Genomic DNA, 23,547 nt, shown 5'->3' on the forward strand with positions numbered 1-23,547 from the left:
TAATGTTTTGGAATACACAGAGCGTATAGACGCTGCGCGTCATACGACAGAAGGCACAGAATTGATAGTTTGTGTAGCGTCGCCGAGGTTAAATATAGTTCGCCGCCTTGGCGGCGCAAGCAATCATTTCTGTGGATTCTTGCCTCGCGAAGCGTAGGCCATTCTGTGGATTCCATAAGCTTATCCCCGTAGGCTTCTGCTTTCTATGTTAAAATCCAAATGTTTTGACCATTATTTTCATTTTAAGCTGAGATTTTATATTCTGGGGTATAAAGCTGGCGGTTTCTGGCCATGGCAGTGACCAAATGCACGAGTTTGTTCTTCACATTGTTCAGTGCAACCTGCTTCTTCTTTCCACGTTCCACGAGACGCATATAGTACCTTGCAATAACAGGATTGAAGTTCACGGCAGCCAGTGCAGCCTGCGTCAGCATGGACTTTATCTGACGGTTCGCCATATAGTGCACACGAGGATCTGAATGCACGCTGGTGCCCGAATCCTTGCCGAATGGGGCTATGCCGTAGTAGCAGGCAATCTTCCTTGAATCGTAGTTGAAACGACGGAAGTTGTCGGTGTATACCATCAGACAGACAGCATTCTGCGTTCCTATACCAGGCACCGAGGTCACGATGGTGAACACCTCGGTGAGTTCCTCGTCTGACTTGATGAGCTCGGCGATTCGCTTGTCTATTTTCTCTACTTCCTTGTTGAGTTCAGACACGATATGCCTTCCGCTCTGCGAGATCATTGTCTTGACAGGAGACTTCTCCATTGTGAGTTTCTTCTCGCCTCTGCGCACTTGAAAGCTGCATCTGTGTCTTATAACCATCTGACGATACAGAAACAGTTCGCGCAGTTGTGCAAGTGACTCGCTAAGTGGCTCGTACATAATGGCTCTGTCGTAATTCCTCATTGCGTATTCGGCAATCATCGAGGCGTCGGCGCGGTCCGACTTCAATCGTCTGAGACCTGATGCATCCTTGATGCTCTTGGCATTCTCAAGCCACATGTCGTAGCCTTTACCATAGAGAAAGTTGCACAGTCCCTTGCTGTAGTCGCCCGTATTCTCTCCACAGAAGAGCCACAGGGAAGAGTCGATGCCGTAGGAATTCTGCTCCACCCACTTGACCAGTTGCTTGTAGCCAGACACAGTTGTCTTGAACTCGTTAAACATTCGTGCAGCTGTTTCTGTCAGTCCATCTGCAAAAATGATAGCCACATCAACTTTTTCTTTTGAAAAATCAACTCCAATAAATAAATTCTTCATATCTTTGTACGATTTTAATTATGTAGAATTGGTCAATAGTTGTATGGACTAACACTCTAACAAGGCTCAGAGCCGATAACTTTCTATCTGGTCTTTGCAACTATGTCGATGAGGTCCGAAACAGAACATAGTCTTCAGACTTGTGCGATCTTTGGTTTACCTCTTCGACAGACCGATTCTACCTTTTTACAACAAAGGTACGAAACTGTCTTTAGCAATCATAGTTTTACCTTGATTATTTAGCCTAATTGCTTTCTTCTGCAAACTTAGAGTGTGNCTTGTGCGATCTTTGGTTTACCTCTTCGACAGACCGATTCTACCTTTTTACAACAAAGGTACGAAACTGTCTTTAGCAATCATAGTTTTACCTTGATTATTTAGCCTAATTGCTTTCTTCTGCAAACTTAGAGTGTGGTCTGTGCGTTCTGTGGGAACTACAAGCAAAGGAGATACAAGTACAAGAGCTTCTCCCCGGTAAACTGCAATTTACAATTCTATCACTCCAAATTCCGGATGAACCAAAAATAAGCGGAGGTTTTTGCCTCCGCTTATTTTATCTTGAATTTTTCATTATCTCTCCAGCCTCCGACTTCTCGCTGTCGAATGTCAATACGTTGTATATGACGATGGCATTCTTTTATCATGTCTTTGCCCTTAATATTTAATCTTAAAGTAATCGAGCAATATCTTGAAATTGTCTTGCGCTGTGAGACATGTATCAGTCAGATATTCAGGAATATGGTTCCATTCATGTAAGCCACGATAATAAAACATTTTCAATTCATCAGTTACAATGAAAGGCACAATAGCATGATTGAGACATTCCTTAAACATTATAAGTCGTCCAACACGTCCGTTACCATCTTGGAAAGGGTGGATAGTTTCAAAACGATGGTGGAAGTCAAGAATATCCTCAAAAGCTATCATTTTCTTGCTTTTATAATTCCTCAGCAATTCACGAATAGTCTTGCCTACCAATTTAGGCTCTATTGTCTCAATGCCACCCACCTCATTTGGAAATCGTTTGTATTCGCCAACAGCAAACCACGACTTCGAAGCGTCTGACGTACCAGCTTTCAACAACGCATGCAGTTGTTTTATCATAGCTTCCGTCAACGGTTCTTTTGCCTTGTCAATTATATAGTCGATACACCTAAAATGATTTGTAGTCTCAATAATATCATCAACTTTGACTGCTTCGTCAGAAATTCCTATAGTATTAGTTTCAAAAATATATCGAGTCTGTTCTTTTGTAAGTCGACTACCCTCAATATGATTAGAGTTGTAAGTCATATCTATTTGTATACGATGATAGATGCCACCCTTCACCCCTCCTTCTTTTTGTTCTCTTAATGACTGAAGGAGTGGCGAAACACTGGTCCGTGAATTCTTTCTTTGAGGCAATGGCGCATCATTAGGAACGCTCCATGTCTTACCTATCAGTTGCGCACCCGAAATTTTTCCCTGCACACAATAGTTGCGCACGGTTCTTTCTGACAATCCATGCAAGTCGGCATATTCCTTCGTAGAGATGTATTCCATATATTTTATCGGCATAAAAAGTGAGTAATAATATGCAAAAATAGCAGTTTTCTTGCCGATATCGGCAAGAAAACTGCTATTTTTACTAAAAAATCTCTGCGTTACTTATTGAGTCTTGAATTTCTTATAATCTCTCCAGCTTCCGACTTCTCACTATCGAATGTCAATACATTGTATATATCCGTAGCGTTATGCGGGTCGACAATATGTGGAGCCATCATACGGAGCACTTTTAGTTGCTTATCGCCAAAGGTGAATATCCTCATCATGCGGGCAGTCTGGGCACATGAATAGTAACAGCCGAGACTTGCCACTTGCAGCAAGTCGAACTTGTTGTCGTCGAAGCTTGCATTCTTCACCTTATTATATAATATTGAGAAAGAGGCATCGTCGAGACAATAGCCATAGCCTATTGGCACTTTAGGACCAACTAATACTCCTGCTCCTGCACCACAAGAAGGATGAGATGGAGGAGCAGGTTGTTGAATGTTGTCATCCACATAGCTCATATTATATGCAACAACCTTTCCGTTCAGGTCAAAGCCTACAACTATACGCTTGCTCTCGCCTGTTAAGACATTCATCTTGTAGAACTCCCATCTGTCGCCGTAAGCGTCGAAGCTTGTAAGCTTAGGCTGCCCCATTATTTCAATCACTTCTTGCTTGGTCATACCACGCTCTACTATCTTCTTAGTCTTTGCCGAAGCCGAGAGACATACGGCAAACATCATAAAGCTTGTGACAATAAGTGCCATCCATTCATTTCTCTTCATAAGCAATATTCGTTTTATTGAAAGTTATTATTTGCTTTATTTTTTTTATGCTTGCAAAAGTAGCTTATTCATTTCGGACGGAATGGAGAAAATTCCCTATTAGTTGAGGGGAAAATCCCTAAAAACTATAATAGCTGTCACAAAAATAGATTTCACACGTTATATATATGAAGACACTTTTTAAAGTGGACTCAATTTATAAATGACTTAAGTTTCGCAAGCGAAAGTAGTTATAGGAAGATAACTTGCTTCGCTCGTGAAGTTAATGGACAAATGTCCTATTATTTAAGCAATAAAGCTATTCATTAAAAATATTAAACAATGAACAACTCGTTAAAAAATAAGATTGTCTACGAAACCATAGATTTCGTAATCTTTTTAGTTGTCTTCTGCATAACAGAGGCTATCATCGACCTCGTTATGGGTTGGGACTTATGGAACCTTTCAAGCAGAACCACAAGTCAAGTAATGACTGTTATCTGCATAGCATGTGGCGTAAATGGCTTGGTGTTTACTTTTATAGGACGCTATCGCAGCAAGCGAAACCAAAAGAAGATTGACGAACAATACGGCAAGCTTTTTGACGAAGCTGGAATATAAATCCCGTGGATGTTTTAATAACGACATGAATGAACAATGAAAAAGGACAACGTTCTAACAATATTCACCCGTATACGCCAACGTTTGCATAGCACAGCACGCAACATAGCCGGACAGAACAATGCTGACGACGTGTTGCAGGATGCGTTTTGCAAGCTATGGACGCTTAAGAAATATCCAAACGACCAACAGCAAACCGAAAACATCACTAATTCCATAGTGAGAAATCTTAGTATCGACTATAGAAGGGCTGCCAACAGAAGCGTACAGTCGGACATTGACACCAACGACACAGACAACTCAAAAGAGCAGGACATTCGTGAGCTTTTTGATTCGGTGAAGAAAATCATAGATATTAAACTGAATGACACTCAACGCAATGTGCTGTGGCTGCGCGACTATGAAGGCTATTCGTTTGAGGAGATAGCCAAAAAGACTGGCAGGACAGAGGCAAATGTGAGACAGATATTGTCAAGAGCACGCAAAGTTATTCGTGAAACATATAAAACAATTAACTAATGGCAAATAAAGATATACATAGCTTGATTGAGGGGTATTTTGACGCTACTCTCAGCATAAAGGAGGAGGCCCTACTAAAACAATTGCTTGCCGAAACCCAAGAGGACACGGAGGATATACGCGAAGCAAAAGCCACAATGGGACTGTTTGCCACAAAACGAAAGATTAGCAACAAGGTCCTTGCTGCCAAAACACCAAAGAAGAAATGGAATAAGCTGAAATATGCTGCCGCGATTGTTTTGGGAGTTTTACTTGACTTGTTTCTCGACATTGACGATTCTTCCAAGAAAATATAGGAACCTTTCTTTTAAAAACATAGGAGGTTGCGCGGTTTCCGCTCAACACGAGAGTAAAAACATAAAATAATAATGGAAAAGGAACTGTATAAACATGAAATCCACATGGCTGTAGCCTTACTGCTCTGCCTGTGGTTCAAACTTGACGCTGTAATAGAATATGGAATTGTGAACTCCTCATCTTTCCTTATTGCCAGTTGTATATTGCTGCTTGCAATCATATTAGGTAGAACATTATGGCTACTGCTTACCAACCACAAAAGGCTATGGGCAATAATGAAAGGTGTCTTCATGTCAAAAACATTCGACGCCATATCATCAGTAGCTTTCCTTATGCCACTGATATGCATAGAGAAATACAACGTCTACTTTGCATGTGCGTCGTGGGTGTTGGGAGATATTGTGTTGGTAGGGGCACTAGCCGTCATTCGGAGTTCCTTCAGTTAAATCCCAAAAGGAAAATTATTGTGGATTGTAAATAATTTTCTATAACTTTGTGGGCATCTATATAAAACGAAGGAAGAATAAATGATGACAAAGAAATATAACACCACACCACCCTCTGCGACTTCCGTAGGTCTTGTTCTTGAAGGCGGAGGTTTAAGAGCCATGTTCACAAGTGGAGTGCTTGATGTCTTTATGCAGAACGGCATCAAGTTTGATGCTGCTGTAGGCGTTTCGGCTGGAGTATTGTTCGGCTGCAACTACAAGTCCAACCAGCCTGGCAGAGCGTTAAGATATAATATCAGATACAAGGACAATCCGGAGTATATGAGCTGGAGGTCGTTGTTCCGTACAGGCAATTATGTCAATGAGCATTTCTCCTATCATCTGCTGCCATACAAGTACGACCCAGTGGATTTCCTTGCTTACCGAGAGAATCCAATGAGGTTCTATGCCGTATGTACGGATATAGACGAGGGTCGGCCCGTATATCATGAGATAGATGATGCTGAAGGAATAGGATTGAGATGGATGCAGGCTTCTGCCTCAATGCCAGTGTTTGCACGTCCGGTGGAGATTGACGGGCGGCATTATCTTGACGGAGGAATAACCGACAGCATACCCTTGAAGTTTATTCAATCTAAAGGTTATAGAAGGAATGTGGTTATCCTGACACAGCCAGCCTACTACTACAAAAAGAAGGCGCATGTAGGACTGGCAATGAAGATGTTCTTGAAGGATTATCCCAAAGTGGCGGAACTGATGTCAATACGACATATCATGTACAACAACCAACTGGATTATATCCACTCTGAATTTAAGAAGGGCGACACATTCATCATCTGTCCAGACGAAAAACTTGATATTGGCAGACTTAGTCTTAAAGAGGACAAGATGAGGAGGGTGTATGAAGCGGGAGTTAAAAAAGCCATGTCACTACTTCCACAGATAAAGGATTTTTTGGATATATAGATCTGCAATAGTATGCCCTATTAGAAAAAATTTATACCTTTGTAGCGTTTTGTAATATATTAACGACTAAATACCCAAAATCATGAAACACATTTGTTTCACAACCTTTACATTATGCTTGCTTGCCATCATTATGCTGACATCATGCAGCGACGACCAAGCATTTACAGCACCTAAAGTATCACCCGATATAAATGTGCCAATTACTGGTTATTGGCAGATAGCAGGTGAAGACATTAATGGCGACGGTGCCATTCAAGGCATCGTAGTACATAATGACAATACTGTGACAGAATGGATGTATACCGACGTCCCAGACAATCCTTATAAATTGGGATACAAGACGGGCAAGTGGAGTGTGAACGGCAACCACTATGAGATGCAACTACTCAAAGACTACGGCAAATACTACAACGTGACCGTGGCAGGAAACGACAACCAAAAGATGTATCTCGCATATAACGGCAAGACATCTGTGGTGCCTTTCTACAGAGTCACGTCGCTGCCTGGCGATGGCGATAAGATGATAAACGAACTTGAGGGCATGAAGATGTCGGGATTCAACATGACCGACTTCACGGGCTATTGGGAACAGGACAACGAGACTGGCTATGGATTCTACGTCGATAAGGAAGGCAACATCTCCGACATATCACAGATATTGTCTGATACAAAGCATCATTACGTGCAATATCATTCGGCTGAGATTGAACTGGACGACAACAACTGCACAATTCTCTCATCAGGAATCAATTGGAATGTGTATGCCGTGAACAACAACTCATTGCTTGTCTTTGACAACGGCGACAACAATAATAGTGTGGAACACTTTGTGAAGAAAGACGTGCCCGAAGAGATGCTGAGGGCAGACGAGATAATGAAGACACCTGTGGCCGAATACATCTTGGGCAAGTGGGTAACCACACACTATGCTTACATTGTGGATGGCAACAGCATCACGGATATTGACATCCAGAATGATGACAGCTGGAACTCGCAGTTCTACCACACTCTTGCTTTCATGGAAAACCATAAAACGTATGAATGGGACAGATTTGGAAGTGTTGTTTTTGACCAATGGTTCACAATGGACGGTGACAACATAACTAAAACAGGAGACTTCAATGCACTCATTATACCTGGATACGGTTATACAGAAACCTGGACCATAAGCGACAAGGCAGAAGACAGCATGAAGCTCACACGCAAGCAGGGTAATACCACTGAAATATATACTTACAACAGAAAATGAACACTATGAAAAATATCATATCAGCCGTTGTCATGTTGCTGCTGCCTATGTGGGCATCGGCTCAGAACGAAGGTCGCCGTGTGTCCATAATCCCACATGCAGGCGTAACTATATCCAAGATGGATGGCTCTGCACTTACGGCATCAAAGGAGTGGAAAGCAGGATACACGTTTGGAGTAAGCATGGAGATTCCTTTGTCTAAGTATTACTCATTGACAACGGGAGCCGACTTCAGTCTTATAGGCACTGGATTTAAGGAGCAGAAAGAGAAATACGCATCTGCAAATGAAAAGCTTGACGTTACTTACGTATCCGTGCCTCTGCAAATAAAGGCTTACTTCCCGAGCGTGAAAGGACTGGCTGCCCATATAGGTGTGCAGGCAGGCTTGCTCGTCTCGGCAAAGGACAAGATTACCATACAAAGCATACGCACCATGAATCTCGGCGACGGCACATCATCGATGTATCTATGGGAGACGTACAAGGAGAAGAAGTCGGAGAATGTAAGCAGCAGCTTCCGCAACATCGTGGCAGGCATTCCCTTTGGTTTGAGTTATGAGTGGAGACACATAACTCTTGATGCCTCATATTGCTTCGAATTCAGAAAGGCCATTAACCTAAAGTCAAACGACCCTTGGGTCAATATATCCGAATCTCCTTCGGCACGCAACCATGCTGTGTATATTACAGCAGGATATAAATTTACGCTATAAGAGGAAGACGAACTTCATTCATTCATCTCGCGGTCGAGTCGGTCGCGCCACAGATACTTGCGAGTCTCATGTACGATGACACCATTAAGGAATATCAGCGAGAGGAGATTAGGGATTGCCATGAGGGCATTCATGCAGTCGGCTATGTTCCACACTATAGTAAGATTGGCAACACTGCCGGCAAAGACGGCCAATATATAGAGCAAGCGGTAGGCGTGGGTCCATCGCTTGCCCTTGATATATTCCATCGCACGCTCACCATAATATCCCCATCCGAGAATGGTGCTGAAGGCGAAAGTGAGCAGACCGAAACTTAATATGAATGGGCCAATGACGGGAATCTTTGAGAATGCCATCTTCGTTAGTTCGGCACCATTGCTGTAGTCGATGTCAGGATAGGCTATGATGCTGCTTACGATTACAAGTCCGGTAAGCGCGCATATCACTACTGTATCCCAAAATGTGCCGGTTGAAGAAACCAAAGCTTGGCGTACTGGATTCTTTGTGCGTGCAGCTGCTGCAACGATAGGTGCCGAACCAAGGCCCGACTCATTGCTGAACAGACCACGTGCTATGCCATAGCGTGCAGCCATGATGACAGATGCTCCTGCAAAACCTCCGCCTGCTGCATTTGGTGAAAATGCCGAACATACTATCAGATTAAGTGCCGGAGCTACATAGCTGGCATTGATACATAATATATATATACATCCTACCACGTAAAGCAATGCCATAAAGGGGACGAGCATACTGCATACTTTAGAGATGCTTCGCCCGCCACCTATGATTACCGCCGCTGCAAGAAGCATCAGTACACCACCAGACACCTCGGTGCTTATACCATACGAAGCGTGCATTATTGTGGATATGGCATTGGCCTGTACCGTACAACCTATGCCAAATGCGGCAATAGCTGTAAATGCGGCAAATAGAATTCCCATCTTGCGCCAACCTAATCCACGCTCCAAAGTGTACATAGGGCCACCTTGCATCGTTCCTCTTTTTGATTTAACCCTATATTTTATAGCAAGCAATGCCTCGGAATATTTAGTTGAAATGCCGAACACGCCAGTAAGCCAACACCAAAACACAGCTCCTGGACCGCCTAACGCCACAGCTGTAGCTACACCTATAATGTTTCCTGTACCAATAGTGGCTGCAAGAGCAGTGGCAAGAGCGCCAAACTGAGACACGTCACCCTTCTGTGACTTGTCGCGCTGTACGGAAAGACGTATAGCTGTAATAATCTTACGTTGCGGGAAACGCAGGCGTATGGTAAGAAAAATGTGGGTGCCAAGTAACAATATTATCATTGGCCAGCCCCATAGACACGAGCTGAGCGTGGCAAAGAAATCGTTGACGTTATCCATATTGATGTGTTTGTGTTACTGTTCTGCGATTTTCAAAATATTACAATATGTTGTAAAACTACTACAAAATGTTTAATAAAACACTGCAAAGGTAATAATTTTAAACCAATAAGATAAATAATAGGGCAAGAATATGTTTTAATATTGTTGATATAAACATATAAAGATGGCATATACGGCATTTGAAACAAATAAAATGTTAAAAACAGTACCTTTTTTAAAATACAGCACATAAATTTCTTGTATATGGATTGTTCTTTGTATTTTTGAAAAAATATAGAAGACCTAATAATATAAAACATCAATTTATGAAAACTCGAGGACGCAATATTTGTGATACGCTCAAGGCAATACGCAAACAAATAGCAGATGCCAATGGGATAGACTATTCACCTGAAGAATGTAATTATAAGGGCGAATGTATGGGAACTTGCCCTAAATGTGAGCAAGATTTAAGAGACTTGGAATATGAGCTGCACCTCAGACAAATGGCTGGAAAAGCTATTAAAGTAGCAGGCATAGCAGCAGGACTTGTCGCTATGACAGCTTGTTCGGATGGAAAGGTACAAAGTATATCTCCGGATGCTACTAAAAGTGAACTTAATATAGTGAAAAAAAAAGAGCCTAAATCTGGAGACGGACAATTGGAAGGAGATATATCGCTTAGTGATGAGGCTAAACATGCAGAAGACCAAAATATAATACTAGGAAAGATTCCAAGCAATCCTCGAATGGAAATAACAAAAGAGCGAACTTCAAATGATAGGAAAGGTACCACATCCAAGAAATCCAAAAAAGGCAATACCGCTTTAATGCAATCAGCTGTTGATACTGACTCCATAGAAAACAGCAATATATTTGGTGGTGTAGAGGAGATGCCTTCATTCCCAGGTGGTATGGCTGCATTGATGAAATACATCAAGGATAATCTACGCTATCCAGAAATTTGTAGGGAAGGTGCTGCTATGGGCAGAGTTAATGTTGTCTTTATTGTAAACGAGGACGGAAGTCTGAGTGATGTAAAGGTAATTAGAAGCATTATCCCTGAACTTGACAAGGAGGCCATTAGGGTTGTGAAAAGTATGCCAAAATGGAATCCTGCAAAACAAAATGGCAAAGCTGTGAAAATGAAATATGTTGTTCCTGTAAATTTCAGACCTGAATAAGATGAATACAGCTCCACTTATCTGTATCGACCGTCATCGCCTTACAATTGACGGTGAGGGGGTTACTACGCTCGTAGCATTTCATGGTTGTCCTCTTCATTGCAAGTACTGTCTCAATTCACAATGTCTTGAAGCTGACGGCATATGGCAAGAGATTGATACAGAACTGTTGATGATAAATGTGGAGATGGACAATCTCTACTTCCTTGCTACGGGAGGAGGCATATGCTTTGGTGGAGGCGAACCACTCTTGCATAGTTTGTTCATAAAGGAGTTTTGCGAACAATGTCCTGATGGATGGCAGTTTACGATGGAGACAAGTCTGAACGTACCTCGCTACTACTTAGAAGAGGTAGTCCCTTTCATCGACTCCTTTATCATCGACATCAAGGACATGAATCCTAACATCTACAAAGCCTATACAGGCAAGAGCAACCAGCATGTAATTGATAATCTTGTCTGGCTATGCGCACATGCCAAGCACAAAGAAAGAATCATTATCCGTCTACCACTCATACCTGAGTTCAATACTATAGAGGACAGGAAACGCAGTAGGCAAGTATTAAGAGAAATGGGATTTGAGCGATTTGACGAATTTGAGTATGTTGTTAGATAATGATTTTATACCAAATATTTATTAATGTCTGTGCGGACTGCCCACTGTTCAGCGATTCTTCATAACCACATCCTCAACAATATGCTTCACGAGGTCGCCCAATGGCAGTTCGATGGTTACTTTATTTGATATCTTGAACGCAGGAGAAATGATAGGCACAGTCTCCATTTTGTGTTCGAACGTATTATAGCGGCGTTCAACGCCGAGGTTCATATAGAAACTGTTGTTGCCAACGGTCATATATCCACCATAACTTGTTGTCGGCACGAATGGGAATGCTGCCATACTTATGAATGGATTGGTATTATAATAGGTGCCAAAGATGGTGGCTGAAAGATTTGGGTTGAAGCTATAGACTATCTGCCCCGATATGCCGTATTGCGAGATGATGCCCCTATGGTAGTGATAGCGGTTGGCAATAAGCCCACCCTGCATATTAATAGCTCCAAAGCTATATTGCATGTTGCCACTTACCGACTGCACATCCATCAGTCCTATGTAACTGCGGTATGTTCCAACGGCAGTAAACTTCAAGTCTTTTGAAATCTTTGTCGACATCGCCCCTGAATGGCTTGCGTCATATTCGTAGGCAAGCGGTGGCTCTGTAGCGAACGGCATAGGCGTAAGTGGTGTTATAGGCATGGCAAGAAGTTCGGAAGAAGATAAAGCCTTCATCATTAGAATGTCCGAGTAGGAAGGTGCGACAGGAAGAAACTCCGTATTTTTATAGTCATCAGCTAAAGGCAATGGTATCTGTTGCCCCGACACTTCCTGCGCCGTTGCTCCATGCATTGCTGCCAACAATAACATTATAAAAGCCGTCAGTTTTTTCATATTGCTCCAGTGTTTTATTGTCTGTTGCAAATTTACTAAAAAATCTTTGGCTGTTAATAAAGAGTTGCTATCTTTGCGAAAGTTTTCTCAAAATAATTTAGAACACATACTTATTATAAAAATGAAGCGAACAATTTTTCCGTATGATTTCTCTCCATACTATCCGGTTGGAATTCAGCCATGTCCCATGTATGTGGATGTAGCAAATCGTATTTATGATAGAATAAAGAATATGGACATCAGTTTGCCTGATGCAGATAAACTGAAGAAAGAGATTGCCATTAATGTGGCAATCTACTATGAGGACAAGATGTCTGATATCGGGTTATGGAACGCCTTTGTACATAAGCACTCGCTCGCATATGCACACCATTTGCCCTTCTATGATGATTCTCACGTTCTTGATAAGAAAGATGTGAATGCCAAAGAAGTAGAACTGTTGGTATGGCTTGTGTTGTCCAGAAATTTTGACGACCGCTTTCTCAATCCTTTAGCTATGGGTGAGGATGCGGCAAATATTATTATGGATATACTTACCGAGGATGATGAGGTTGATGTGAACGATTCTTTGTATGATTTTATATACAACTCAGATACGGCCAATGATTATTTCAAGTTGAAGCATGTGCTAATATGGCTTCGTCGCTCCTACCTGCTCTGCTCTCCTTTATCTGAAGATAGGTTTGAGGAATATTTGGATTTGTATTTAGGACAGTTTAGTAAAGGTGAATCTATGTACTATGCTGAAACGGCTTTCTCTATGAATTGCGAGATTGGACCAATGGCAGAGATGCCTCATCTGTGGCTGGCAGATATGTATTTAGAAAATGGCATGCAAGAGGAGTCTGAAAAACTGAGAAATCTTAAGTATTGTCAGCAGGATATATTTGAGGTTTCTGATGTGGATTCGGGAAATGCTGTGCTGAAGAGCTCGAAGGACGAAGTGTACAAATTGAAGAATGTTTATCCTGATGTTTTCATTAAAGGTTCATATATTTGTACAGCACTTGTGAAGTATGCTGATAATGATTGGGAAATCAATGGTGTATTGTTAAACTCGAAGAAAGAGGTGTATGACAAGATGCACGAGCGTCAAGCAGAATTAAGAAACTCTTACGAACATGCCTATCCTTTATATATGAAACGGGCGGAAGGGAAGCGTCTTGCATTCTTTAAGGACACTAATGAACTGAAAGAATGGTTGACTAAGATTTCGCCAGAATTGGATATGACAGAGGTTTGCCATCATTTGCCAAGTGGTCCACAAGTAGGCTTTATATCTGAGAAAGCAGGAATTATTTTTGCACCTAATATTATTCATGTGATAAAATGCAGTTACAACCCATACTATAGAAAATGTGACGCACGTACATTGCAAAAGGAAACTATGGATGCATTAATCAATACGGGGGCCATGCACCCTGAGTTTCTCCATTATCTGCTTGAGAACAACATGTTGCAGGATGGTGATCTAAGTGGTAACTATCCCAGTGAATTGGGTAAGTTTATTTTTACACGTAATATAGACTTTATTGCTCGTCATCATCGCAGACACCTTTATTGGGACCATGATTATTGACAAGAAGTTTAAAACTGCAATGTATAGGAAGTTTCTTTGTAAGCGTGCTCGCAAAGATGCTTATAGACTCCACTAAAGACAGAACTAGTGATTTACATCCTGTAAAAACAATCGTATCATGCCTTGATACGATTGTTTCAAGACACGCGACAGATTGTATAAATTGTAACAACGGCAAATGTAGATGGACAAATATTTTGAACCGATAAACAGGCTCTATCTTTCACAACCTTTTGCCGAAAGGGGAAATGAGGGTGAACTTGACAGATGCCTGCATATAGCCGAAGCGTATGCTTTGGCTGAGAACGCCATTGTGTCTATGGGTGATTTCGTCAGGAACTGTAGCTACTGTTTTTTTGGTGGGTTAGCGGATTTGCTTGGCCTTTCGGATGAAGAGCGTTGTCCTACTATTCCATCACTTTATGAGGAGTTTATCTTCAGTAGAGCAAATCAGGATGATCTTATGCTGCGCCATGCCCATGAGCTTGCGTACATACACCTTACTGAAAAGATGACACCCGATGAAAGACGGAATTATATCCTAAGTGACAATCTCCGTATGCGTGACAAGGACGGCGTTTGGCGGTCGGTACGGCACCGTATGTTATCGCTGGAAGGAACGAGTGACGGCTGTTATTGGCTGAATATGTGTATATATACACTATGTCATGACAATCAGGATACACCAAAAATCGTCAATACACGCACTGGAGAGTGCCGCATATTGACGACTGATGATTATGTGAACATTCTTTCTTCTCGTGAAATTGCGGTATTGAGATTGATTGGCAACGGCCTACAGAGCAAGGAAATTGCCGACAATCTGTGTATCAGTGTCAATACTGTTCATAGGCACCGCCAGAACATTTTACAGAAACTGAAAGTCGGCAATGCCATAGAAGCCTGCAAGGTTGCCAAAGCAATGGGGTTAATTCCCTAAACGGAAATCACCTACATTGTCTGTTGACAACGAAAGTTCGCTGAACTCGCTGACACATTCTCCCTTGACCGGAGCCTGTGAGCATATACCTATATATAATTCCTTGGGATAATTGTTTTTATACAGGCGTACCATTTGCCACTCTTTGCCATCAAGAGAGAAATAGCTTGCTATGGTATGAGTATCGGATGATATTTTGTAATATATGTTGTCCTGTTCGATAACCTCATGGTTATTGTCGTCTGATGTGCCGACAGTCCTCACGGTCACCACACGATGTTTGCCACGCTCGTCCTGCTCAAAACAGAATTTCTGCCAAAGGGTGTCGTTTGCTACGACCATCAAATTGGCCGCATTGTATAGACCGTCTTTCGTGAATCCCGGCTTGAGACGTCCTGAGAATGTGAACGGCTTTGTGTTGTCTATTGTCGTCAACAGAATCTTTGCGGTCGATTTTGTCAGTTTGCCGTCATTCGGATCGATGAAAAGGTCTGTGCCTTCTGGTGCGATGAAGCGTATTATTGTATCGGTCTGGCTTACTTGTTTGTCTGCACCGTTAATCATTTTTGTGAAATGGATACCACCAAGTTTCACATCACAGTCCTGAATCTGGAAGGTCGGCTTGTATGTGTCTTTTTTTGCCTTCTTAGATGATGGCGAACAGGCCGTTAGACTAAAAATAGCCAAGGCTGAAGCCAAGAGTGTTTTTGTATTCATAATGAAACATTTTTATAGTTATTTTGATGGTGCAAAGTTACAGGCATTAAGTCATGTCCGCAATAGTCAATTTTAACCAAAATGAAGGCCTGATTGTTATCACAAGTGGGTTATTCAACCCCGTTAAAACTGTCAACGATTTGCTCAGAGAACTATAGCGAGATTTAAATCTCATTATACATATAAATTCATTAGTGTCCCGTTAAAATCGGGACCAGTTAAATATTAATCAAATAACCCCGGAAAGAGGGGACAATCGAGTTCTTTGACATTATTGAAATCAGTCCTTTCGAAGAGATCTACGAGTGGTGTCTTATCCATAAGAGAAATGCTTAGAATCTGAAGAACCTCATAAGTTGATCGTTTAAGTTGCAAATCATGTTGTACGATAGCAGCGAGGTAATAGGCTATAATTGCCGATGAGATTTGGATTCTGACAGCATTCTCTGTACAGCCTTTAAGCGGAAATATGGTGTAAGTCCTATTGAATATAGAGCTATGCAGCATGCTTCAAGTTGTTTTACTCAGCATAATGAATAATTTTATTCAGTCGGCTGAGTAATTTTACTCAACGGACTGAGTAAAAAATAGCATATACACGGAATTTTTGGCAGTATTGCCACTTTTCCCTTGTAATAGATGGTGTATGACTCGTTTTCAAGTTTAATTATCAATGTGATTCTTGTGAAAAATCTTAAAAAGGTGTATAATATGACAGTTCTAAAATCTCAAAAAGGTGCAAACAATTGTTTTCCCGTAAACCAAAAACAGCGGCCTACGCCGAAGCGTAAGTCGCTGTAATAGAAGCGTGGACCAGCCTGGGCTTGAACCAGGGACCTCCAGATTATGAGTCTGTTGCTCTAACCAACTGAGCTACAAGTCCGACTTATGCCCTTATGGGATAAGTTTGCGGGTGCAAAGATAGTGTTTTTTGAGGAAAACGCCAAATTTTTAGAATAAAAATGTGAGGAAACGTTTATTTTCTGTACTTTTGCAAGTATATTGTCAAGAAAGAAACAATTAGAATAAAGAAAGAAACCAAGAAAAGAAACAATTAGAGACAAAGAAAAGAAACAAAGTGAAACAGCGAAACGAACAATCAGAAATAAATGTATAAACGGCAATAGAAGAACAAACGACTGCAAGATATTGAGACAACGTCTATATAACATATTGGTTTGGACTTGCGTTATGGTTGTGGCTTTATGTGCCGCAACTCCTGCTTTAGGGGCAAGCCGGCGATACACGCTTCAGACTATGAAGCGTGTGTTTGGTTATGCGGCTTCGGTTGACACTACCGGTATGGGCAAAGGCGGGAGCTATGCTTACGTTAAATACGACATACGAACCAATAAACGCAATGCCATATTGCTTGCTATTCCTACGATGTTTGCTGTGGCTCACGGAGGCGACCGCGAGCATGTAGGCGAGACTTATAGCCGTGTGAACAACGCGCATCCTGACAAATTTGATGCAACCCGATTGCTTGAACGTTCTACTGTGCCACATGAGATGCGCACTATGCCTACGGTACTTAAGTATCTTACGCCCTTTATCTACGACGAGATGTTGATAGACGGCCGTATTGTGTCGCCATTCCATTATCGCAACCGTCGTTTCTATCGTTATCGTATAACAATGTTCTCACCAGGTGTGGCTCTTGTAAGCTTCAGACCAAGACTTAACAATACAAAGCTTGTGCAAGGTTGGGCACGTGTGGAGACTAAGACAGGACGTGTGATAGAGACGGCTTTTGATGGTGAATATGATATGGTGAGGTTTCATCTTGCAGTTACTATGGGCGATGAGGGCAAGGCATCGTTGTTTCCACGCGACTGTACTCTTAACTCACGTTTCTTATTTATGGGCAATGACATTACTGCCGAATATACAGGTGTGTATGGATTGCCCAAGATAATATCAGACACTATAACAAATAGGCGAGATACGGCACTTATAAACCGTATACGCCCGATACCACTAAATAGCCACGAGCAGTATCTCTTTGATAGATATTATGCCCGCCGCAACCGTGCTTCTGCCGACACAATATCCCAAAAGGACAGCAAGGGCATACTTGGCAGACGCATGTGGTATGCTTTGGCACGCAATATGGTTCAGCGTACCAACCAGCGCTTTGGCTCAAAAGACCAGGGACACTTCCGTGTTAGTCCGCTGCTTAATCCGCTTTACTTCAGTTATAGTTCGCAGCGTGGACTGACTTATCGTCTTGACATTCGTGGCAATTATTACTTCAGCAACAACCAGATGTTGGAGACTCGCTTTAAGTTGGGTTATGCCTTCAAGCAGAAACAGTTCTACTTCGACTTTCCATTCACCTTCTATATTGACCGCAAGCATGATGCCTATATACGCACAGAATGGGCGAGTGGCAGGCATATAACCAATTCGGAGGTAGTGGATGCGATAAAGAACGAGCGTGGCGACAGTATCGACTGGGACAAGCTGAACCTTAAATACTTTCGCGACCATATGTTCCGTCTGTCAGCACATTATGATCCATCGCCTAAATGGGGCTTGGAGACGGGTTTGCTTGTACACAAGCGCACAGCAATAGACCGTAGTGCGTTTGATGTGGCAGGTCGTCCGGCAGCTTATACATCAGTAGCGCCTATCTTTGAGCTTACATATCGCCCTATAGGATATAACGGACCAATCTTTACAGCCGATTACGAGCGTAGCATAAAAGGCTTTTGGGGCTCAAACCTTGCATACGAGCGAGTGGAGATAGACGGGCAATACAAGTATAAATTGTCTGCACTTAGCTATTTGCAGATGCGTGCCGGAACGGGTTTTTACACGCATAAGGGCAAGGACAGCTACTTTCTTGACTATAGAAACTTTAGAGAGGAGAACATACCAGGTGGATGGAATGACGACTGGGCTTGCTCCTTTGAGCTTCTGAATAGTGGATGGTACAATGCCTCAGAGTATTATGTGCGAGCCAATGTGGCATATGAATCGCCTTTGCTATTGCTGTCGTGGGTGCCTATAGCCGGACGTCTTGTGGAGAAGGAACGCCTATACGTCAATGCTCTTAGTGTTAGACATCTGCATCCATACGTAGAGTATGGTTACGGATTCTCGTGCCGTGCCTTCTCGTTGGCAGCCTTCTTAGGACAACGCAATTGGCGTGTTGATGGATTTACCGTACGTGTAGGTTTTGAGCTATTCCGTCATTGGTAAGGCAAATAATAAGCAAAACATATTGTACATCCAACAATTTGTATTAACTTTACAGCCGTATAAATACAATATGTCACAACAATACTAACATCTAAACCCAAAACTTATGAAAATCAAGCATCTTAAAGTGTCGGCTCTCTTTATGACAGCAGCCTTGTTGACATCGTCTTGCGTCGGCTCTTTCTCATTGTTCAACCGCGTGGCAAAGTGGAACATGCGCGCAACCAACTGTAAATTCCTCAACGAAATCATCTTCTTGCTTATATCTCCAGCATATGCAGTGTGTACAGTTGTCGATGCTCTTGTACTCAATACCATCGAATTCTGGACAGGCAATAACCCATTGGCGCAAAAGGTAGGCACAACACAGGACATTATGGGTCAGGACGGACGCTATTATGCCGTTACTACATTGAAGGACGGATATGAGATAAAGAATCCTGAGGGTGAGATAATACGCTTTGTATACGACAAGAAGAACAATTCGTGGTCGCAGATTCAGGATGGCAAGAAGACTGAGGTTTTCCGTTTTAATGACGATGGAACCATTCAGGCTCATCTAAACGATGGCAGCACTATACGTGTTACACCAGACGCAGCTGGCTTGTTTGAGACTCGTATGGCTGTAAGCGGAGCTTGCTTCTATGCTACACGCTAATAAACAAACGTTTATACAACATAAGGCACAAATATAAGGGGGTACGGTCTACAAACCGTACCCCCTTATAATTTAACCCATATCATGGATGAACAATATAGCTTTGTTCTACCAACTCCATTGCACGCTAAGCTTCCAGTTGCGTCCCGGCATAGGGTAGCGTTTTACCACTTCGTGTCTTGAATTGGTGATGTTGTTGCATTCGATAGTAGTCTGTAGCGACTGACGGCCTATACAGAACCTTTTGTTCAGCTTAAGGTCAACGGTTTGCCATGCACCGAGCATATCCTCTTTATTATTAGAAATAAGCGCAAAACGGTTGCCGGTGTACAGCCACGACGTACAGAGCGAGTAGCCATCGTAGCCAAGGTCAACTATCAAGGATGCTGAATGTAGGGGCGAGTAGGGTATAGTGTTCTTATATTCTGGGTCCAATGGCGACGAATAGTCGCGGTCTTGCTGACAAGTGTAGTTGGCATTGGCTGATAGAGCGAATTTGCCCCACGTTCGGTCGTAGCCAGCTGTGGTGCTTAAACCAATAGACTTAACCAATCCGAAGTTGACCATCGACCATCTAAACTGGCATTTCATAGGTATAGCCACAATCTTGTCTTCTATCCTATTGTAGTAGAGGTCGAGAGCCAGATGCAGATGACGATCTTTATAGTCGGCTCCCAAGTCCCATTGTGATGTATACTCGGGTTTAAGTTGCGTGTTGCCCACAAGCGTATAATACAGGTCGTTGATTGTAGGAGCACGGAATATGCGTTTATGAAAGGCACGTACCGTCCACGGTCCGCCATGCCATGAAGCAAGATACATAGGTGTAAGTTGGCTTAAAGGTGCGGCAGCCGAGCGTGTATGGTCGGCTATATGGGTGTATAGAAGGGCTACATTGGCCTCGAATCCACGATATGAGGCAATGGCAGACAGCAGGGATTTGGAGTCGATACGATAGACATAAGCAAACTTGTAGACATCGGCCCTTAGGTCGGTCCAGCGCAGGTCGGTGCTTGCCGTTAATGACAGATAGCGTGTGTTCCATGCTCCAGCTACCGATCCGTATATATCTTGCTGTGCATAGTGATTGTTGCAGTACATTGTCGAGGCATTGGTCTGCGGGTCTTGTAGGTAGTGCAGATAGTCGTACGCATACTTTAGGTTGGCCTTAAGACCAAAGTGTTGCCATGAGTGCTTATACGACGATTGTACAAAGAAGTTCTGGTCCCATTGACGGTCGGTAGAATCCCATTGGTCGGACAGTCTTCGGATAACGGGTCCTGGCAGTCCGCGCTCAGAGTTGTAATAGTAGATGTGTGTAGACAAACCTTTATAGAATGCGGCAGCCTCAATTCGGTAGAATGTAATATCAGAGTTGTGCCGGGTGCCGGTAGTATCCTCTTGTTCCGAATGGAAGCTGAAACTGTAGTTGCCTTTGGTATGCTGGTATTCGGCGTCAATAAAGAGCATATTCTTCAAGGCAAAGTATCCCTTTAGCTTGTTGAGGCCGAAGGAACCATTGCCGTATTCAAGCATGTACGTTGTCTCTGTAGGGCGTTTAGTCTGCATGTACACGGTGGCAGCCGAGGCATACTCGGAAGCCGACTGCAAGCGCTCGTTGCGGTTGGCATTGTATAGCGACACCGACTCCATATTAGACAGCGAGTAGCGTCCTAAGTCAATCTGCCCGTTCTGCGCATTGTTTATGCGTATACCGTCAAGATACACGCCCACGTGTTGTGAGCCTAATGAGCGCACATTAATAGTCTTAAGTCCGCCAAGTCCGCCATAGTCCTTAATCTGTACGCCAGAGAAATACTTAAGAGCATCGGCTACGGAGGTGGTGGATAGATTCTGCAACATCGATCCTTTAAGAGTTTGGGATGGTGTGAGATAATGAGGGCGCACGCCTACTACGGCTACATCCTTAAGAGTATGGATGGAGTCGAGACGCTGTGCAAATGTGGAGTGGGGGAGCAACATTGCTATGGCGAGGGCTGTAAATGGGCGTAGAATGTTCATATCGTGTATGGGGTGTCAGTATAATGTTTGTTTAATATATAAACGTGTAATTAACGCTAATATTATAGCATGTGTTATTGCGGTGTTTCTATTGTATTTGTATGCCGTAGATAATATATGCGTTGGCTCTTTGCTTGCTATCAAATGTATCTATGCTTGCTATCAAATGTACGTTTGCTTGCTATCAAATGAACTTTTGCTTGCTATCAAATGTATTTTTGCCTGTATTTACAGGCTAAAAACAAAGCGGCTATGCGCTCACGCGTACAGCCGCTTAATAGAATCTAACCTATTATATTTGGATTGGATGATAATATACGTATATTATTCTACCACAACCTTTTTAACCGAACCATCCGAGAACTTGACGATGTTCAAGCCCTTTTGCGGCTGGTTGATGCGTCTGCCGTCGATAGAGTAGCGAGCTACCTCGTGGAGGTTTGTAGAAATAGAAGATATAGATGTGGCAGAACTCTTGAGCGAGAACACTGGCATCTCTGGGAACCAATAGTTCTTCTCCATAGGATATACAGACTTCAGTGTGGCGTCTGTAGAGTCGTATACACGCAGTTCCGACTCGTCGCCCCATGCGCTACCCTTAGTCACGCTCAGATAGAGGTCGCCATTGTCTGGATTGACACGGCATGCTGCGCCATATACGTATGGCTTAGGGTCGGCATCGGCAGTGAAGTCGAGAAAGAGCTTAGTCTCATGTGTGTCGACATCAAACTTGTAGATGTGCTGTCCGTTTGACCACGCTCCTGTTGCACCATTCCAGAAGAGAACGTTCTCTGTTGTAGAAGCCGTAAAACAGTCGGGATTCCAAGCGCCCCAGTTGTTGGTAGGTTGTTTTACGTCTTCGGGCAAAGCGATATTCTCAGTTGTTTCGGTTTCGGGGTCGAACTTTACGAGGTGGTCGGCAGTTTCGCCGTTTGCACCTTTTCCAGCTGTTAGCCATATAGAGCCGTCTTTAGCCTCGACGATAGAGCAGTAGGTGTAACCCTCTTTCTCGTTGTTAATGGCTTTAAGTAGTTCGTCTTTCTCGGCATCAATAACGAGCAATCCACGCTTAAGATCTACGGCATATACCTTACCGTTACGGTATATCATATTGCCAGTTTGGTTGTTGGCAATACCGTCAGTACCCTTGATGTGCGACAACATCGAATAGCCCTGAAGGCTTATTACGTATACACCATTAGTAGTGCTGAGATAGCCCTTATTCAGATCGGCTACAGGCAAGAAAGCGCGTCCATCGGCAGCACCATATTCGGTCTTAATGGAGTTGATAGTAGCATAAGCCTCCAATGTCTTGGCATTGCATACAACAAGTGTTGGGTCGAAAGTGTCAAGGTCGTTGACTTTATGCTTTTTGCTTACAATGTACATATTCTCGCCGCAGATAGTGGCATAGCATCCAGTGGTTCCAAGCTCTATAGTCTTGTTGTTCATGGTGATAGGCAGACGATATTCCCACTTGCCGTTTTGGTCGAGAAAGTTGATAGTGGCGCGTTGTGTGCCGAATTGACCCTCGTTCAGCATAAATACACCATTGGTATATTGCTTTTGCTGTGCAAAGGCAGATGTAGTGACGAACAGGCCGGCAATAAGAAGTACTGCCGACAGAATGTTAGAGAAGTTAAAATGTCTCATAAGCTTTATATAAATGTTATGTAAGTTTTTTTTGCTTACCTGCAAAACGTGTGTAATAAACATGTTTTGGTATACGTTTGCCATACGCGCCCAATCCACGAGGCGCCTATCGATGACGTTCTTTCAGCAAGCATCCCCATGCAGGATGTTTTCGGCAGGTCTTCTGACTCGTCGCCCAGACGCAAACGCCTTCCCAGCTTAGGGCTGTTAATAATGCTTGGCTTAACAACCTTGGGCAAGTGGCTATATTGTTTGCGCCCGATATAAGGGCGGCTTACAGCTGCGGGACAGTTGGAGACTTCCACTCCATTCCCTTTTAATCGCCTCTCGCACATAATGATACGTGAAGGCGAACCGTTGCGGTTGCAAAGGTAACTAATTTATTTGAAACTAAAGAGTTGATAAT

The 23,547-nt window shown here is 42.9% G+C and carries 21 protein-coding genes, 1 tRNA gene, 1 pseudogene and 1 riboswitch; of the genes and pseudogenes, 13 read left to right on the forward strand and 10 right to left on the reverse strand.

Features of this window, described 5'->3' with window-relative positions; translation table 11 throughout:
- Window positions 1–242: 242 nt before the first annotated feature.
- From C9991_RS03515 to C9991_RS03530, 3 genes are all read right to left on the reverse strand, one after another.
- Entirely contained in the window at window positions 243–1,268 is a 1,026-nt protein-coding gene (locus C9991_RS03515) for an IS110 family RNA-guided transposase (RefSeq protein ID WP_106810849.1), read from the reverse strand.
- 654 nt (window positions 1,269–1,922) lie between these two features.
- A complete protein-coding gene (locus C9991_RS03525; RefSeq protein WP_106811734.1) occupies window positions 1,923–2,810 on the reverse strand; it encodes a Fic family protein in 888 nt (295 codons plus the stop codon).
- A gap of 101 nt (window positions 2,811–2,911) precedes the next feature.
- Window positions 2,912–3,583, reverse strand: a complete 672-nt coding sequence (locus C9991_RS03530; RefSeq protein WP_106811226.1) for a DUF4476 domain-containing protein — start codon at window positions 3,581–3,583, stop codon at window positions 2,912–2,914.
- Between the two features lie 321 nt (window positions 3,584–3,904).
- Here C9991_RS03530 and C9991_RS03535 point away from each other — a divergent pair, with 321 nt between their 5' ends.
- The 7 genes from C9991_RS03535 to C9991_RS03565 all read left to right on the forward strand — a co-directional run bounded on the left by C9991_RS03535 (window position 3,905) and on the right by C9991_RS03565 (window position 8,379).
- Window positions 3,905–4,183, forward strand: a complete 279-nt coding sequence (locus C9991_RS03535; RefSeq protein ID WP_106811227.1) for a hypothetical protein — start codon at window positions 3,905–3,907, stop codon at window positions 4,181–4,183.
- Window positions 4,184–4,219: 36 nt separating this feature from the next.
- Window positions 4,220–4,702 (forward strand): RNA polymerase sigma factor, encoded by a 483-nt coding sequence (locus C9991_RS03540; RefSeq protein WP_106811228.1) that lies wholly within the window; start codon window positions 4,220–4,222, stop codon window positions 4,700–4,702.
- Window positions 4,702–4,998, forward strand: a complete 297-nt coding sequence (locus C9991_RS03545) for a hypothetical protein (RefSeq protein WP_106811229.1) — start codon at window positions 4,702–4,704, stop codon at window positions 4,996–4,998. The genes C9991_RS03540 and C9991_RS03545 overlap by 1 nt, the downstream gene beginning before the upstream one ends.
- A gap of 72 nt (window positions 4,999–5,070) precedes the next feature.
- The gene (locus C9991_RS03550; RefSeq protein WP_106811230.1) at window positions 5,071–5,445 is read left to right on the forward strand and encodes a hypothetical protein; all 375 of its coding nucleotides are present in this window, start codon (window positions 5,071–5,073) and stop codon (window positions 5,443–5,445) included.
- Window positions 5,446–5,526: 81 nt separating this feature from the next.
- A complete protein-coding gene (locus C9991_RS03555; protein ID WP_106811231.1) occupies window positions 5,527–6,414 on the forward strand; it encodes a patatin-like phospholipase family protein in 888 nt (295 codons plus the stop codon).
- Window positions 6,415–6,496: 82 nt separating this feature from the next.
- A complete protein-coding gene (locus tag C9991_RS03560) occupies window positions 6,497–7,666 on the forward strand; it encodes a hypothetical protein (RefSeq protein ID WP_106811232.1) in 1,170 nt (389 codons plus the stop codon).
- 5 nt (window positions 7,667–7,671) lie between these two features.
- The gene (locus tag C9991_RS03565) at window positions 7,672–8,379 is read left to right on the forward strand and encodes a porin family protein (protein ID WP_157949346.1); all 708 of its coding nucleotides are present in this window, start codon (window positions 7,672–7,674) and stop codon (window positions 8,377–8,379) included.
- A gap of 14 nt (window positions 8,380–8,393) precedes the next feature.
- On the opposite strand, the gene C9991_RS03570 is transcribed toward C9991_RS03565, so the two are convergent.
- Window positions 8,394–9,749, reverse strand: coding sequence for an alanine/glycine:cation symporter family protein (locus tag C9991_RS03570; RefSeq protein ID WP_106811234.1), 1,356 nt, complete (start codon window positions 9,747–9,749; stop codon window positions 8,394–8,396).
- A gap of 308 nt (window positions 9,750–10,057) precedes the next feature.
- On the opposite strand from C9991_RS03570, the gene C9991_RS03575 reads away from it, so the two are divergent.
- Together C9991_RS03575 and C9991_RS03580 are read left to right on the forward strand one after the other, a co-directional pair.
- On the forward strand, window positions 10,058–10,915 hold the full coding sequence (locus tag C9991_RS03575; RefSeq protein ID WP_232823232.1) for an energy transducer TonB: 858 nt from the start codon (window positions 10,058–10,060) through the stop codon (window positions 10,913–10,915).
- Window position 10,916: 1 nt separating this feature from the next.
- Window positions 10,917–11,531: a radical SAM protein gene (locus C9991_RS03580; RefSeq protein ID WP_106811235.1), complete on the forward strand. Its 615-nt coding sequence runs from the start codon at window positions 10,917–10,919 to the stop codon at window positions 11,529–11,531.
- Between the two features lie 48 nt (window positions 11,532–11,579).
- On the opposite strand, the gene C9991_RS03585 is transcribed toward C9991_RS03580, so the two are convergent.
- A complete protein-coding gene (locus C9991_RS03585) occupies window positions 11,580–12,365 on the reverse strand; it encodes a hypothetical protein (protein ID WP_106811236.1) in 786 nt (261 codons plus the stop codon).
- A gap of 121 nt (window positions 12,366–12,486) precedes the next feature.
- Here C9991_RS03585 and C9991_RS03590 point away from each other — a divergent pair, with 121 nt between their 5' ends.
- Window positions 12,487–13,944: a DUF3843 family protein gene (locus tag C9991_RS03590; RefSeq protein ID WP_106811736.1), complete on the forward strand. Its 1,458-nt coding sequence runs from the start codon at window positions 12,487–12,489 to the stop codon at window positions 13,942–13,944.
- 184 nt (window positions 13,945–14,128) lie between these two features.
- Window positions 14,129–14,884: a response regulator transcription factor gene (locus C9991_RS03595; protein WP_106811237.1), complete on the forward strand. Its 756-nt coding sequence runs from the start codon at window positions 14,129–14,131 to the stop codon at window positions 14,882–14,884.
- Here C9991_RS03595 and C9991_RS03600 read toward each other — a convergent pair.
- The 3 genes and pseudogenes from C9991_RS03600 to C9991_RS03610 form a co-directional block, all read right to left on the reverse strand.
- On the reverse strand, window positions 14,873–15,601 hold the full coding sequence (locus tag C9991_RS03600) for a DUF1349 domain-containing protein (RefSeq protein WP_106811238.1): 729 nt from the start codon (window positions 15,599–15,601) through the stop codon (window positions 14,873–14,875). The two genes, C9991_RS03595 and C9991_RS03600, sit on opposite strands and share 12 nt — an antisense overlap.
- A gap of 225 nt (window positions 15,602–15,826) precedes the next feature.
- A pseudogene (locus C9991_RS03605) lies at window positions 15,827–16,057 on the reverse strand (IS4 family transposase); the annotation flags it as partial.
- 353 nt (window positions 16,058–16,410) lie between these two features.
- Window positions 16,411–16,484 (reverse strand) — tRNA-Ile (locus C9991_RS03610).
- Between the two features lie 266 nt (window positions 16,485–16,750).
- On the opposite strand from C9991_RS03610, the gene C9991_RS03615 reads away from it, so the two are divergent.
- Window positions 16,751–18,808, forward strand: a complete 2,058-nt coding sequence (locus C9991_RS03615; RefSeq protein WP_157949347.1) for a DUF5686 family C-terminal domain-containing protein — start codon at window positions 16,751–16,753, stop codon at window positions 18,806–18,808.
- A 106-nt stretch (window positions 18,809–18,914) separates the two neighbouring features.
- Window positions 18,915–19,466, forward strand: coding sequence for a DUF3332 domain-containing protein (locus tag C9991_RS03620; protein ID WP_106811240.1), 552 nt, complete (start codon window positions 18,915–18,917; stop codon window positions 19,464–19,466).
- Window positions 19,467–19,574: 108 nt separating this feature from the next.
- Here C9991_RS03620 and C9991_RS03625 read toward each other — a convergent pair whose 3' ends face one another.
- Window positions 19,575–21,488, reverse strand: coding sequence for a TonB-dependent receptor plug domain-containing protein (locus C9991_RS03625; protein ID WP_106811241.1), 1,914 nt, complete (start codon window positions 21,486–21,488; stop codon window positions 19,575–19,577).
- Window positions 21,489–21,812: 324 nt separating this feature from the next.
- On the reverse strand, window positions 21,813–23,141 hold the full coding sequence (locus tag C9991_RS03630) for a DUF5074 domain-containing protein (protein ID WP_157949348.1): 1,329 nt from the start codon (window positions 23,139–23,141) through the stop codon (window positions 21,813–21,815).
- A 136-nt stretch (window positions 23,142–23,277) separates the two neighbouring features.
- Window positions 23,278–23,515: riboswitch (cobalamin riboswitch) on the reverse strand.
- Between the last annotated feature and the right edge of the window lie 32 nt (window positions 23,516–23,547).

This window comes from Prevotella merdae, assembly GCF_900290275.1.
Taxonomy (GTDB): domain Bacteria; phylum Bacteroidota; class Bacteroidia; order Bacteroidales; family Bacteroidaceae; genus Prevotella; species Prevotella merdae.